The organism is Nostoc sp. KVJ3, from assembly GCF_026127265.1.
GTDB lineage: Bacteria > Cyanobacteriota > Cyanobacteriia > Cyanobacteriales > Nostocaceae > Nostoc.
The window spans coordinates 1820424-1833566 of the sequence record NZ_WWFG01000002.1 but is presented as its reverse complement, the minus strand read 5'-3'; the positions used below and the strand labels follow the sequence as shown (position 1 = coordinate 1833566).

At 42.6% G+C, this 13143-nt stretch carries 10 protein-coding genes; 1 reads left to right on the top strand and 9 read right to left on the bottom strand.

Annotated features, from left to right (window positions below; translation table 11 throughout):
- Positions 1-127: 127 nt before the first annotated feature.
- Positions 128-805 carry a hypothetical protein gene (locus GTQ43_RS23965; RefSeq protein ID WP_265275213.1) on the bottom strand — a complete coding sequence of 226 codons (678 nt, stop codon included), beginning with the start codon at positions 803-805 and terminating at the stop codon, positions 128-130.
- A gap of 114 nt (positions 806-919) precedes the next feature.
- The gene (locus tag GTQ43_RS23960) at positions 920-2902 is read right to left on the bottom strand and encodes a heavy metal translocating P-type ATPase (RefSeq protein WP_265275212.1); all 1983 of its coding nucleotides are present in this window, start codon (positions 2900-2902) and stop codon (positions 920-922) included.
- 819 nt (positions 2903-3721) lie between these two features.
- Between GTQ43_RS23960 and GTQ43_RS23955 the strand changes: the two genes are divergently transcribed.
- Positions 3722-4105 (top strand): hypothetical protein, encoded by a 384-nt coding sequence (locus tag GTQ43_RS23955; RefSeq protein WP_265275211.1) that lies wholly within the window; start codon positions 3722-3724, stop codon positions 4103-4105.
- Between the two features lie 245 nt (positions 4106-4350).
- On the opposite strand, the gene GTQ43_RS23950 is transcribed toward GTQ43_RS23955, so the two are convergent.
- The 7 genes from GTQ43_RS23950 to GTQ43_RS23920 all read right to left on the bottom strand — a co-directional run bounded on the left by GTQ43_RS23950 (position 4351) and on the right by GTQ43_RS23920 (position 13010).
- Complete coding sequence (locus tag GTQ43_RS23950) at positions 4351-7029, bottom strand: DEAD/DEAH box helicase (protein WP_265275210.1); 2679 nt, start codon at positions 7027-7029, stop codon at positions 4351-4353.
- 124 nt (positions 7030-7153) lie between these two features.
- Entirely contained in the window at positions 7154-7972 is an 819-nt protein-coding gene (gene proC / locus GTQ43_RS23945; protein WP_265275209.1) for a pyrroline-5-carboxylate reductase, read from the bottom strand.
- Positions 7973-8062: 90 nt separating this feature from the next.
- Positions 8063-8665: a cell division protein SepF gene (locus tag GTQ43_RS23940; RefSeq protein ID WP_012408387.1), complete on the bottom strand. Its 603-nt coding sequence runs from the start codon at positions 8663-8665 to the stop codon at positions 8063-8065.
- Between the two features lie 366 nt (positions 8666-9031).
- Positions 9032-9700 (bottom strand): YggS family pyridoxal phosphate-dependent enzyme, encoded by a 669-nt coding sequence (locus tag GTQ43_RS23935; RefSeq protein WP_265275208.1) that lies wholly within the window; start codon positions 9698-9700, stop codon positions 9032-9034.
- Complete coding sequence (pipX, locus tag GTQ43_RS23930) at positions 9697-9975, bottom strand: transcriptional coactivator PipX (protein ID WP_012408389.1); 279 nt, start codon at positions 9973-9975, stop codon at positions 9697-9699. Before pipX ends, GTQ43_RS23935 begins: the two co-directional genes overlap by 4 nt.
- 500 nt (positions 9976-10475) lie before the next feature.
- Positions 10476-11972: an anthranilate synthase component I gene (locus tag GTQ43_RS23925; protein WP_265275207.1), complete on the bottom strand. Its 1497-nt coding sequence runs from the start codon at positions 11970-11972 to the stop codon at positions 10476-10478.
- Between the two features lie 123 nt (positions 11973-12095).
- Positions 12096-13010, bottom strand: coding sequence for an energy-coupling factor transporter transmembrane component T family protein (locus GTQ43_RS23920; RefSeq protein WP_265276534.1), 915 nt, complete (start codon positions 13008-13010; stop codon positions 12096-12098).
- Between the last annotated feature and the right edge of the window lie 133 nt (positions 13011-13143).

Genomic DNA, 13143 nt, shown 5'->3' with positions numbered 1-13143 from the left:
TGACGGGTTTTGGATCATTTATTTTTTGGAACACTCTAAGTAATTTACTAGTTACAGATTTAGTATAATAACGTCGTCTTCATAGTTTTTCTACATCCTAGCAAGCAAGCTGATGTTTAGCATACCACTACTGACTAGGATTCAGTACAACGATAATTTCTGCTAACCTGATTCCCAAAGGTTTCCAGTGGGGATTGCTGGAGGAAAAAGTACTATCCCCAGACACCGCTTGGTAGTCATTGAGAAACTTTTCGGAAGCATTAGGAGCAGCATCTACTCGTAAAATGAGTTTGCCTTGATAGCGGGACAATTTACTACTATCCAACAAAATAGTACCGCCGTAATCCCATGCCAATCCATAGAGTTTAAAATCACCTAACTTCTTACGTAACTCGCTTAAAGGGGTTCCCACTCCAATACCTTCGCGGGTTTTCCAAGCTGAACCTAGGTTACGCACATCTAGAGGTTTAGTACGAGTATTATCACTCCAAACTACTAGCAGAGAGCGTCCCTGGTTTAAATTTACCTGCGTCGCTGCAAAACTACCTATTCCTTCAGCACCGGAAATTGTTTTATCAACGAGATGAGATGCACCAAACAGCTTGACTAAATCTTGCTTGGTGGTTGTGCGGGCGATCGCTCCCACTCGTTCGCCAGGAATAATCAAGGTGTCTGTTAATGGTTGCGATTTAGCAACAGTAACTGGATGATTAATCTTCTGGGGTAGTGCAAAGGCTGGGTTAGCTACATAGCTAGTCAGTAAAGCTAAAGTAGCTGTAGCAATACCTTTAATTGATGAATTCATTAGTTCTATTTTGGGTAGCAGTTTATGAGTGAGAAGCATTAAATAAACAACTCCTTACCATCAATTTTAACTACTACAAATTTCCAATTACGAATTCCCGATTTGGCAAAAGTTTTATTTCATCGCTCTAGTTGCGTTTAAAATTGCCAGCATTGCTACTCCAACATCAGCAAAGACGGCTTCCCACATTGTCGCTATACCGAAAATACCCAATCCAATAAATAAACCTTTAATTGCTAAAGCAAAACCAATATTTTGCCAAACAATTTTACGGGTTTTTCTGGCGATTTGGATCGCTTCTGCCACTTTGGATGGCGCATCTGTCATGATGACAACATCAGCAGTTGCGATCGCTGCATCTGAGCCTAAGCCACCCATTGCTATACCAACATCGGCTCTAGCAATCACTGGCGCGTCGTTAATGCCATCCCCAACAAAGGCAACTTTACCATGCTTGCCGGCAGTGCTGAGTAATTTTTCAAGGGCATAAACTTTATCTTCTGGTAATAACTCTGCTTCGTAAGCATCTATGCCTAGCTGTTCAGCAATCCGGGAAGCGATCGCTTGATTATCTCCTGTCAACATTACTGTTCTCTGTACACCCATTCTCTTGAGTGCTTGAATAGCGTGTCTCGCATCTTCTTTAACTTCATCAGCAATCACAATATATCCAGCATAAATATTATTCACTGCTAGATGAATAACTGTTCCCTCTAACTGGCAATTATCATGAGCAATATTCTCTCTGTGGAGTAGGCGATCGCTCCCCGCGATCGCTACCTGATTTTCAACCTTGGCTCTAATTCCATAACCTGCTATCTCTTCATAATCTCTCACCTCAAATTCATCGATTTTTCTTCCATAAGCTTTAAGAATAGATTGAGCTATGGGATGATTTGAGTGCGATTCTACTTTGGCAGCTAATTGTAGTAATTCTTGTTCATTGTAGCCATTTTTTGGGACTATTTCGGCTACTTTAAATATACCTTTAGTTAAGGTTCCAGTTTTATCAAAAACAACCGTATTGACTGAATTGAGGGTGTCTAGAAAAGTAGAGCCTTTAACTAAAATACCGCGTCTAGCAGCACCTCCTACACCTCCAAAATAACCTAACGGAATACTGATAACCAGTCCACACGGACAGGAGATAACTAGTAAAATCAGGGCGCGATAAACCCATTGGGAAGAAGTTGCATCAGAAATGAATAAAGGAGGTAATATTGCAACTGCTAAAGATGTAAAAACTACTATCGGCGTATAATATCGGGCAAATTTGGTAATAAATTTTTCTGTTTCGGCTTTTTTACTTTTGGCATTTTGCACCAAATCTAAAATCTTGGCGATGGAAGAGTCATCAAATAGTTTGGTGACTCTAATGCTGAGAACACCGGTTTTATTAATCATCCCAGCCAAAACTGTCTCACCCAGCCTCACCGTTCGCGGGACAGATTCTCCGGTTAATGCAGATGTATCAACTTGTGAATTACCATCTATAATTTCGCCATCTAAGGGAATCTTTTCTCCAGGTTTAACAATGATAATATCATCAATATTTACTGTTTCTGGAGATACTTTCTTGATTTCTCCGTTTGTTTGAATATTTGCATAATCTGGGCGGACTTCTAATAAGGCTTTGATGGAACTACGAGAACGACTGACGGCAATATCCTGGAACAATTCGCCAATTTTATAAAATAGCATTACTCCGACAGCTTCGGGTAATTTATGAATTGCGATCGCACCTAGTGTCGCTACTGTCATCAAAAAGGTTTCATCAAATACTCTACCTCTAAGAATATTACGCCCAGCAGTTTTTAAAACACTCCATCCACTTAATAAATAAGCAGGAATGAAAAGCAGATATTCACCAATTGAGTAGAATGTATTGTGCAATTGATTTTCAAAAATCACACCAGGCGCGTATAAACTGAAAATCGCTACCAAAGGCAAAATCTCTTTTTTCAGATTGAATTCTCCCTCGTGGTCATGGTTATGATTCTCATCATGATTGTGATTATGAGCATGGTTATGATTCTCGTGATGGTCATGTCCACAGTTGCAACAATCTGAAGATTCTGAATGTAGTTTTTGCTTCATGTTTTATGTTAAGGCTATTAAATTACTTGATATATGAGCCTTTTATTAAATGTAATAAAAAACAGCAGTTTTTACAAGTTGATTATTTAAGAATGAGAATCTATATCAGTTTTTTTGTTAAATATTTATCCTATTTTTTGATTTAAATCAGATTTTAAATCTTGTAAAAATAGCGGTAATAGTTCTCAATAATATATAAATATATAAAATATAGTTTTTGTTTGTGGTGAGCAATTTATCGCTCTGAATCAGATTTACAGGGCTAGAGCCGTTAACTACGAGCTTTAATTTAATTAAGCTCTTATACTTACATCAAGCAAACAATTACTATCTTAGTAATACAAATAATACCTGTTGCAATACAGTTCAGTTAAGGTTATTAGATGAAAATAATAGATATCAAACTGCGATAAATCGCCGTCAGGACAAAGGACTAATTATTGTAAAGACGGCGATTTATCGCGTCTCTTGCCTTAACCGAACAGTATTGATACCTGTTCTATGTGAGGCTGTTCTTTAAATGCGATGTCACAATACGTTGTCAGTACTCTGTTGGAGAACTCGTAGAGTTGCTGCTTACTACTAACCTTTAGTTATTTATACTCACTTGGTTGTAGCAGATTCAAATTTTGTGAAGTACGCAACTTAGATATCAAAACCAGGTATGAAGCCTGTTTGACTACTTTACGATCGAACTTGAGTAGACATGGAACTTTATTGAGTAACAAGTGTCAAGCTAGCTATTCTTATTAAAATTCACTTGAAGTTTGAAAGTGAATCGAATACCCTAAACTAGTAGACAATTTTCTCAAGAAATCTATGAACAGAAAAATTCTTCTGAATTTGCTTTCCACTTCTTCAATTTTTGTGTCGATGATGTCTACGCTAGTAACATTTCATCCTGCCCATGCTAGTGGTAGTATTACACAGCGATTGATGCACACACAAGACGGTCGTACCTGTATTACTAACCCACATGGTGGAACAGATTTTGTGTGCATTCGAGATTCAGAGAGAAAGGTACCGTATACCTCATCTGCACGTTCCTCGACCATTGTCACATCAATATCAGATAAGAATATTGCCATGTTGAACTTTACTGAAGAGGAAAGTGATGCTGCAATTAAGACATTTGGCTGCGACTGTCCACTATGTATCAATTCTTTGCGGCAGTTGCGAGGTACTGGAAACTTAGTGTATTAGGATTTAAAAGCGTTAATAGCGATCGCTATAACTCTTAATAGACTATCAATGACATCTTGATAGCTTGTACAGATGTAATTAATGTTTTAAAGTATACGAAACCAAAAAAAGCATTTTTAACTACGTACCACTAATATTTAATCAACTGAAAATTGAACAGTGGGGCAAGAGATAATACAGTTCATGAAGGTTTATCCGTAATAATTTCAGATATCTAGAGACGCAAAATTTTGCGTCTCTATTGTTCATTCAACTACTTCATTCACGGGGAATCTATCAATCAACTGCATCGCTCGGTGTGCATTACGCTGAAAAGAGTCTGGTAAATGGGGAACGTGGGGTATTTGTGATAATAAATCCAGCGTCCGGCGGAGAATTCTCACCACATCGCCTTCATCTAAGGTAGTATTCTCGCAGAGTTCTATCCACTCCATTCCTAGCGCCCATTGTTCCACGATCGCAATTAACTCAAACTCCAACCATATAGGCAGCGCTACATTATACCGCCGTTGTAGTTGGAACATTTGGCGGCGAATTCCCCGCAATTTTGCTAAGGCTTCTCCCACTTCATTACTAAGCTCAAAGTTAACCTTACTATCTGGACGGGGCGTTTCCATCACCAAACCGGCGGCGGCGGCGGCTAAATGGTGGGGATCTAAGTTGTCTAATTCACCACTAGCGAATACTAAACCCAACCACAATTCATTTTCACCCCGGATGGCGGCAGCAATTCGCCCTAACACTGTGGGCACTAAGTTATCTAAAGCACCAAAGTGTTGCAGAATTGCAATTAAATTGAGAAATTCTTCCCAATGGCGTTGTGATTGTTGCTCTACTTGCCCTTGCAACTGTTCAAGTTCGGCTTCTAGTTCTACATAACGGGCTCGACGCTTGAAAAGTGTGGCAGCATTGCCTGATTGATGTAGGGGATGAGCTTCTAATTGCTCTTGGACAGCAGCAGTGCGACTGAGTTGTTCTGCTACTTCTGGTGCCAGATGCAAAGATTCTATCGGATTGGGAATACGCACTGCGATCGCAAAGCTTTCTTCGTTACCACGGCGCGACTGTCCTGGTTTCAAGGGCATCTCTGGCGGTGGTAGTATATCTGGTGACACTTCAATTCGCGGCAGTTCAGCATATAAATCGACTACATCCCCTGTGGTTGCCACATACCAGCGATTATCATGCCCCAAGCATACCAAGTAAGGAGCTTGACCAGAACCAGGCGATTTTCCCACCAACACTGCGGTTACTGGTGAAGATACTGTAATGTTTTTGCCCTTGAGACTTAACAGAGTTCCTGACACTGCAAAGTCCAACATCATCCCCAATTCTTCTTGTCTATCATCCTGCGCTTGCTCTTGCAGGGTTTTTAATATCTGACGTTCCACTTTTAAGCGTTGCCGCAATTTCTCATAAATAGCCAGTTCATTTTCATCAACTGCGGCGATTTGCTCGTGAAGTTGAGCTAATTGTTTTTCCAGTTCGGCCATCTCATCGTATTCTGGCCTTAAATGCAAGGTGGCCATGTACTGTCCAAAACTGCGCTCTATCAGTTCCCTAGTTTGCTCTAGGGTATGAGTTTGCAGCAAGTTGAGTACCATGCCATAACTGGGCGTAAACTGGCTTACGAGGGGGTCTGGCTTGGATGTTCCCAAATACGCCGCTTCTTTAGCTCCTTCAAAGGGAGTTTGGACTGTCACCACATAACCTTGTTTATCCATCCCCCGGCGGCCTGCTCGTCCTGCCATTTGCAAGAATTCGGAAGCATTCAACAGGCGGTGTCCGGTGTCAGTCCGCTTGGAAAGGGTAGAAATTACCGTTGTTCGGGCGGGCATATTAATTCCCGCAGCTAGCGTCTCAGTGGCGAATACTACTTTAATCAGCCCTTGCTGAAATAGTTCTTCTACCAGTGCTTTCCAAGCAGGCAAAATTCCGGCATGGTGGGCAGCAATTCCCCGGTACAGAGGTGCAATTTGTCCAGAACGCCCCGCTTCAGGATTGCGGGCTAAAAAGTCATCAATCTGTTCCCGTAAAATTTGGGACTCTTCACTATTTACCAGCCATAAATCACCTACTTCTGCCACCGCTTTATCACATCCCCGGCGGCTGAATATAAAGTAAATGGCTGGTAGCATATCCCGTTGCTCTAACTGGCTCAAGGTATAAATTATACCAGGAGCTTCCGGTCTACCACTTCTTCCCCTTTCCCTTTCTCCCCCTCTGCCCTTCTTCTTCTGAAGAAGACGGGGGTTAATTTTGGTTTTGCTATCATTCAGCAGGGGAAATAACCCTTTGGGATTGCAAAAGTGAAATTCTAAGGGAACTGGGCGAAAATCGGAGTAAATCAGGTCAGTTGGGCCGTGAACGCGATTTAACCAATCGGTGAGTTGATCGCTGTTGGCAACCGTTGCTGAGAGGGCTGCCAGTTGCACTTCTCGGGGACAATAGATGATAGATTCTTCCCAAACTGTACCGCGCTGGCGATCGTTCATGTAGTGGCACTCATCAAGTATTACCGCTTCCACGTCTACTAATGAGATACCGACTTGCCCGATGGGTGTGCCATAGAGCATATTTCGGAAAATTTCTGTGGTCATCACTAAAATCGGTGCATCCCTGTGAATGGAGGCATCTCCAGTTAACAGTCCGACTTGATCAAACCCGAATTTTTCTCGAAAGTCACGTAATTTTTGATTCGACAGCGCCTTTAGGGGAGTTGTGTAAAATACACGTTTTCCTCTCGCCAGGGCGCGATAAATGGCATATTCCCCAACTAATGTTTTGCCCGAACCTGTGGGCGCACACACGACTACGGAGCGTCCGGCGTTTAGGGACGCGATCGCTTCTTTTTGAAACTGATCCAGATCAAAGGGAAATATAGACCCTAAGTCAAGTTCTGGAGACGGCGCAGGATAATTCACTCAATCACATTTGCAACCAGATTGTTTACTATACTAACGAGTCTTTTGTCAACTTCGTTAGAAGGAGTTAGAAGTTAGGAGTGAGGAGTGAGGAGTTAAAACTCATAACTCCTAACTCCTAACTTTATTTTCCCAGTTCTTGCGATCGCTCTGTGGCAGCTTTCACTGCTTCAATTAAAGCTGAACGAAATCCTGCCTGTTCTAGTTTGGCAATTCCCGCAATGGTTGTACCACCGGGACTGGTAACGCGATCTTTAAGTTCTGCTGGGTGCATTTTGGTTTCATGCAACAGTTTCGCTGTTCCCAGGACGGTTTGTAAGGCTAACTGATTGGCAATTGCTCTAGGTAAACCTGCGGAGACTCCGCCATCAGCAAGTGATTCTACTAGCAGCGCTACGTAAGCGGGGCCGCTACCAGATAGTCCTGTGACTGCATCCATCAGCCCTTCTGATACTTCCACAACTTCGCCTACAGCAGAGAAAACTTGCTGTGCTATTCGGTGATGTTTGGGGCTAGTATATGCACCTGCACAAATGGCGGTAATTCCTGCTCCTACAGTGGCTGGGGTGTTGGGCATTGCTCTAATAACTGGCAATTGCACAAATGCAGCTTCTAGCTGACTTAAGGGCACACCCGCCAATATGGAAATTATCAGGGGTGATTGTTCTCTATTAATAATATCAATATCTGCTAATTCTTGAGCGATCGCGCTAAATACCTGCGGCTTTACTGCCAAAAAGACAACCTCTTTGGCTTGGGTGAAAACCTCACTATTATTTGTTGTCACAGCAATGTCATATTGCTGTTTCAAAAAATCTAGGCGTGAATGTAGCGGTTCGCTAACTATGACTTCTGATGATTGATAAATTCCATGTGCAATAAGGCGGGATAAGAGCGCTTCTCCCATTACCCCACCACCAATTAACCCAAATTTTATAGTCATTCCTTCCATAGTCAAGAGTTAAGGGTCAAGAGTCAATAATTTGAATTTAGACTCTTGACCCTTGACTCTTTACTTTTAATTAATTTAACTTTATTGTGCCATCCGGTTAGTTTCGTTGCCCCAGGTTTGATTGGGAGAACCTGTAGGACGAGAGGGACGTGCTGGCGGTTGTGGTACTTCATGAAGAACGCCACCTTGGGTACTAACTTGGACACAACTTGGCGTAAACAAGAAGATGCTCTCACCGATGCGCTCTTGATGTCCATCTAGTGCGTAAGTACCACCCGCAACAAAATCTACTGCTCGTTGAGCTTGATCTGGATCCATAATTGTCAGATTTAATACCACTGACTTCCGTTCTCGCAACGCTTGAATTGCCTGGGGCATTTCTTCAAAGGTGCGTGGTTCGAGGACTAAAACTTCCGAAATTCCGTTAATTGCTCCTGGCATACCAATCACATTCCCCATTGGCTTTGAACCTGCTGCGATATCATCTCCCATTGTAGGCACTGGTTCCCGCCAGCGTCGATTTTGAGCGGTTGCGCTCTCTTGTGGGGCTGGGGGTTGAGGATTTTCTTGCTGATACAGATTTTGGTAATTATTATCTGTTTCTGGTTCTTCTTCGTAATACTCGTATTCCACTTGCTCATTTAGACCTACAAAGTCTCTGAGTTTGGAAAAGATGTTGTTCATTGTCTATGTACTCTCCTGGTGCGAATAGCCTGTATTGACTTGGCTGAGGATTGATTGAGTAGGAGCGATCGCTACATCGGTGGATACTTCAGCAAGTGTATTGCTATTTGTAGCCCATACTACGGGTTTTGGCGATGAACTGACACTTATTGGAAAGGTCTGTGCATCGCCTAAACATAATAATGAGTCAAGATTATATCCTAAGGTTTATCCGAAGGAAAGTTCTTTATACCCCATTTTCTCTTGGCGATTGCTCTTGTCAATACTATATCCTTTGTTTCGGATTGCAACAGTCTCTTACAAAATTCTTGTCAAAAAATCCTGATCTTCTATTAATACTGACCTGCAAGGCTCATAGTTAATCTACTAAGAGCGATCGCCAAACAATATAGTTCCTAATCGTACCATCGTTGCACCTGCTTGCACTGCTAGTTCGTAGTCGCCTGACATACCCATAGACAAGTGCTGCATTTTTATGTGCGACCAGTTTTGCTCCCGGATTTTCTTTGCTAGCTCCCGATTGAGATTAAATACATTCAAAATTTCCGAATCATTTAATCCTGAAGGCGGAATTGTCATCAAACCTTGAATTTGTAAACTTTTGTATTGATTGAGTGTGGGTAAATCAGCCAAAAGTTCCGGCACACTCCAACCAGACTTGTTGGGATCGGGGAGAATTTTCACTTGCAAGCAAATTTGGGGACTCACTCCTAGCTGTTGCGCTAATTGATCTAAACGCTGTGCCAACTTCAAATTGTCTACAGAGTGAATCCAGGGGAATTGTTCAATGGCTTTTTTGGCCTTATTGCTTTGCAAATGTCCAATAAAGTGCCAGGTAATATCAGGCAAGTCTTGCAACTCGGCTTGTTTGCTGGCAGCTTCTTGGATACGACTCTCCGCAAAATCACGAATTCCTGCGGAGTATGCAGACCGAATGGCCTGAGCAGAAACTTGTTTGCTAACAGCAATCAATTTGACTGAAGTTGGTAGGGAAGAGCGAATGGAAACAATACGTTCAGAAATCGAACTGCTCATTGGAAGGTGCGTTGGAAAACACTCTGAAGCTGATCGTACTCCTGAGAATGTCCACTGCGCCGCAGAGTACGTAAGCGATTTTCCAACATCATTCTCGCCTCAGTCCGTCCTATAGGCTGGAATTTAACACCTTTAACATCATTTGCCACCAAAAAAAACAGGCGCTGGGCATAAAGTGTGGTGAACAAATCCTGGGTTTCATCAACCATACAGATTTTGTAGAGTAAACCCCAAGTTGGATGGTTTATGTAAGTTTCTGCGTTTTCTGGATTCATTTAAGAGTCAAGGTGTAGTCAAGGTGGAGTATATATATCTTTTCGCAGTGAATTCCAAACATTCAGACGATAATACCAACATTCGTCAGAATATTTGCTTAAAATGCAAAACTGCGGTTACGAAGACCTTGATCTAGTTTCTAATTGGCAGATGAAGCTAGTGGTAGTGAAGCGGAATGGTACAACAGAAGCCGCAAAGCGTAGATTGAGAGAGTAGAGGCTGGTTCAGAAATATCACCATCTGCTTTGGTGACTTCAATTTACTAATCTGTAGGGACAAGGTGCAAAATAGTCCTGCTCCTCTTGTTAAAAGTTCCACGTAGCAATGGAAAACACCCTTTTAAGTTCCCAATGGCAACAGTGAACTTTTCAACTTCTTTCCATACTGCCACAACTGTGGCTAAATGGCACAAAATTGGGCATTGGGCATTGGTTATTAATTCTGCTCCCCCTGCTCCCCCTGCCCCCTGCTCCCTTCCTTCTTCCCCATTCCCCATTCCCTATTGATTATGTATTTTCAGTGCTGCCAATTGTGCTTGGGCTTTGTGCAGAGATTCATACCATTCTTTCTCAGGATCGCTATCTGCGACAATTCCCGCACCAACTTGTCCCCAGACGGTGTTGAGTGCTGAGTAACCAGAAAGGGATTCTTCTTGTGTTGGTTGAGATGTGGGAGCTAGTAGCAGGGTGCGGATGAAGATATTTAAATCTAAGTTACCACGCCAATCTAAATAGCCACAGGAACCGTAGAACAAGCTGCGTCGCACTGGTTCTAGTTCTTCAATAATTTCCATACAACGGACTTTGGGACAGCCTGTGATTGTGCCACCTGGGAACGTGGCGCGAATCAAATCAATGGCAGTATATTGGCTTTTTAAAGTGCCTTTGATGTTGCTGACAAGATGCATAACATGGCTATATCGCTCAATTGTCAGCAATTCGTCAACAGTAACCGTTCCCCATTCACAAACTCGCCCTAAATCATTGCGTTCCAAATCCACTAGCATGATATGCTCTGCGCGTTCTTTGGTGTTGCTGAGTAAATCTTGTGCCAGTTGCATATCTTGTTCTAGTGTGACACCACGCGATCGCGTCCCAGCGATCGGTCTGGTTTCAGCTTGCCGATTTTGCAACATTACCAATCGTTCTGGCGAACAACTGATTACTTCTCCCCAAGGCGTTTGCCAATAGCTGGCAAAAGGCGAAGGATTGATTTTTTGCAAGGCTTGGTAAATTTCCCAACCAGAAGCCGATGTTGAGGCTTGAAATCGCAACGAAAGATTTGCCTGAAAGATGTCTCCAGCTTGAATATATTTTTTTACTTGGTTTACGGCTGTTTCATAATCTGCCTGCAATGTCAAAAACACAGGAGAAGATGGGGCATTGGTTATTTTCCCTATCTCCCCATCTCCTTCATCGCTTCGTCTTTTTTCTAGTTTTTCCTGTAACCCATCAAGTCCACTTGCATCACTGGCGGCTAGCCAAAGAAGTTGTTGCGCGTGATCTAAAACGGCAAAACAATCTGGTTCATACCAAAAAGCTACAGGAAATGCTAAGGGATCAATTTTTTCATGGGGTAACTGTTCAATTTCCCATGCCGCATCATAACCTAGCCAACCGAACCAACCACCTGTAAAGGGGAGATCCAGGGGTGGGGTATGGGGCATGGGGCATTGCTTATCTCCCTTGTCTCCTTGTCTCCTTGTCTCCTTGTCCTCCTCATCTCTTTCTAGCCCTTGCTGTAATAACATTTCTAAGAAGGGAAAAACCTCTCCTACTTCTGGTGTCCACATCTGGGGGATGCCATCGACTAGGCGGGGAGTACCTGCACAGATAGAATATCGACTGAGTTGGGGATGATCGATTGGCGTTGGGTAGGGACTTTCTAGTAGGGTTGCAATTCCTGGCGCGGCGGTGGGGCGAAAAAGAGCAGCAAAGATTTCTGAACCTGTACGCTTTTCTAAGGGTAGCGATCGCCAATACCAAGCCTTAATCATACTGTTTATAAATGTTGTCAATAGTTAGTTAACAGTTTTCAGTAGTGAGTACAAATAACTACGACTACTGACCACTGACAAAATATAATTACCTCTTACCATTTCCTTGGTGCAAAATGAGACCTAAGTTCCTATGGCTAGGCGTATTCCCCAGAATAAAATTAAACTTAAAATAGCTAACCAGTCACGCCCTTTGAATCGTAAGTCGTGCCACTGGACTCGATGCTCGTTGGGACTGGTAAAACCCCGCACCATCATTGCATTCGCCATTTGATCGGCTCGCAAGAGGAGATTTTCTAAAAGCCTCTCTGCGACTGTCATCCAAACTTTGAATCCTCCTTTCAATCCCAGCTTTTTCCAGTTAATTGCCCTTGTCATCACGGAGCGAAATAAGTTTTGCACTTCTTCTAAAACCAGGGGAATAAAGCGCAAGGATAAGGTTAAAGTTAAAGCAATTTCTGTGACAGGTAACTTGAAGCGTCGCAGGGGTTGCATGAGGCTTTCTATGCCAGATGTGATTTCTTCTGGTGCGGTTGTCAGCAGATACAGGTTGGTGCTGTAAATCACGGTAAATATAAGTGTACTCAGGCGTACAGCTAAATCCAAGGAGCGACGAGTTACTTTGACTGGGCCTTTGTGAAATAGCACATAACTATATTTTTTGCGATCGCTTGCTTGCTCTTGAACAGTATTATTGGAGTTTGCTTGTTTGGTTAATATTTGTTCATTGGCTGGTATACGTGGCTGATAATCTACACCCATTCCATCAGGGCTGATTGCTCCGATCGCTAAGACAAAAAACGATAGCATTAATAGCCAGCCCATTTGCTGTTGCCATACTCGACGGGGAATCTTAGCAATCAAGGTGGCAAGAATCAATACCACAACTAGCAGTACCCGCCAAAAGTTGTTAGCTAAAACATAGCTAGTTAAAAAGCTCATCAACCAGGCAAACTTGACTCGCGGATCGATTTTATGCAGCCAAGTTTGGGGTTGTTCTAAATAAAGTCCAAGTGGCAGCGATCGCAATAAATCCATTTTAGAGTTAAGAGTAAGGAGTAATACCAATTCTGTATGAAGATGCACAGAATATTAAACGAACCGCCAAGTACGCCAAGAGCGCCAAGAATAGAGATTTACTCATTTAGTGCAGCTTCACATTAAATTGGTA

Excerpts from the sequence above, each read along its gene's own strand:
- GTQ43_RS23965 (WP_265275213.1), bottom strand. The coding sequence starts at position 805 with ATGAATTCATCAATTAAAGGTATTGCTACAGCTACTTTAGCTTTACTG.
- GTQ43_RS23960 (WP_265275212.1), bottom strand. The coding sequence starts at position 2,902 with ATGAAGCAAAAACTACATTCAGAATCTTCAGATTGTTGCAACTGTGGA.
- GTQ43_RS23955 (WP_265275211.1), top strand. The coding sequence starts at position 3,722 with ATGAACAGAAAAATTCTTCTGAATTTGCTTTCCACTTCTTCAATTTTT.
- proC (WP_265275209.1), bottom strand. The coding sequence starts at position 7,972 with ATGACTATAAAATTTGGGTTAATTGGTGGTGGGGTAATGGGAGAAGCG.
- GTQ43_RS23940 (WP_012408387.1), bottom strand. The coding sequence starts at position 8,665 with ATGAACAACATCTTTTCCAAACTCAGAGACTTTGTAGGTCTAAATGAG.
- GTQ43_RS23935 (WP_265275208.1), bottom strand. The coding sequence starts at position 9,700 with ATGAGCAGTTCGATTTCTGAACGTATTGTTTCCATTCGCTCTTCCCTA.
- pipX (WP_012408389.1), bottom strand. The coding sequence starts at position 9,975 with ATGAATCCAGAAAACGCAGAAACTTACATAAACCATCCAACTTGGGGT.
- GTQ43_RS23925 (WP_265275207.1), bottom strand. The coding sequence starts at position 11,972 with ATGATTAAGGCTTGGTATTGGCGATCGCTACCCTTAGAAAAGCGTACA.
- GTQ43_RS23920 (WP_265276534.1), bottom strand. The coding sequence starts at position 13,010 with ATGGATTTATTGCGATCGCTGCCACTTGGACTTTATTTAGAACAACCC.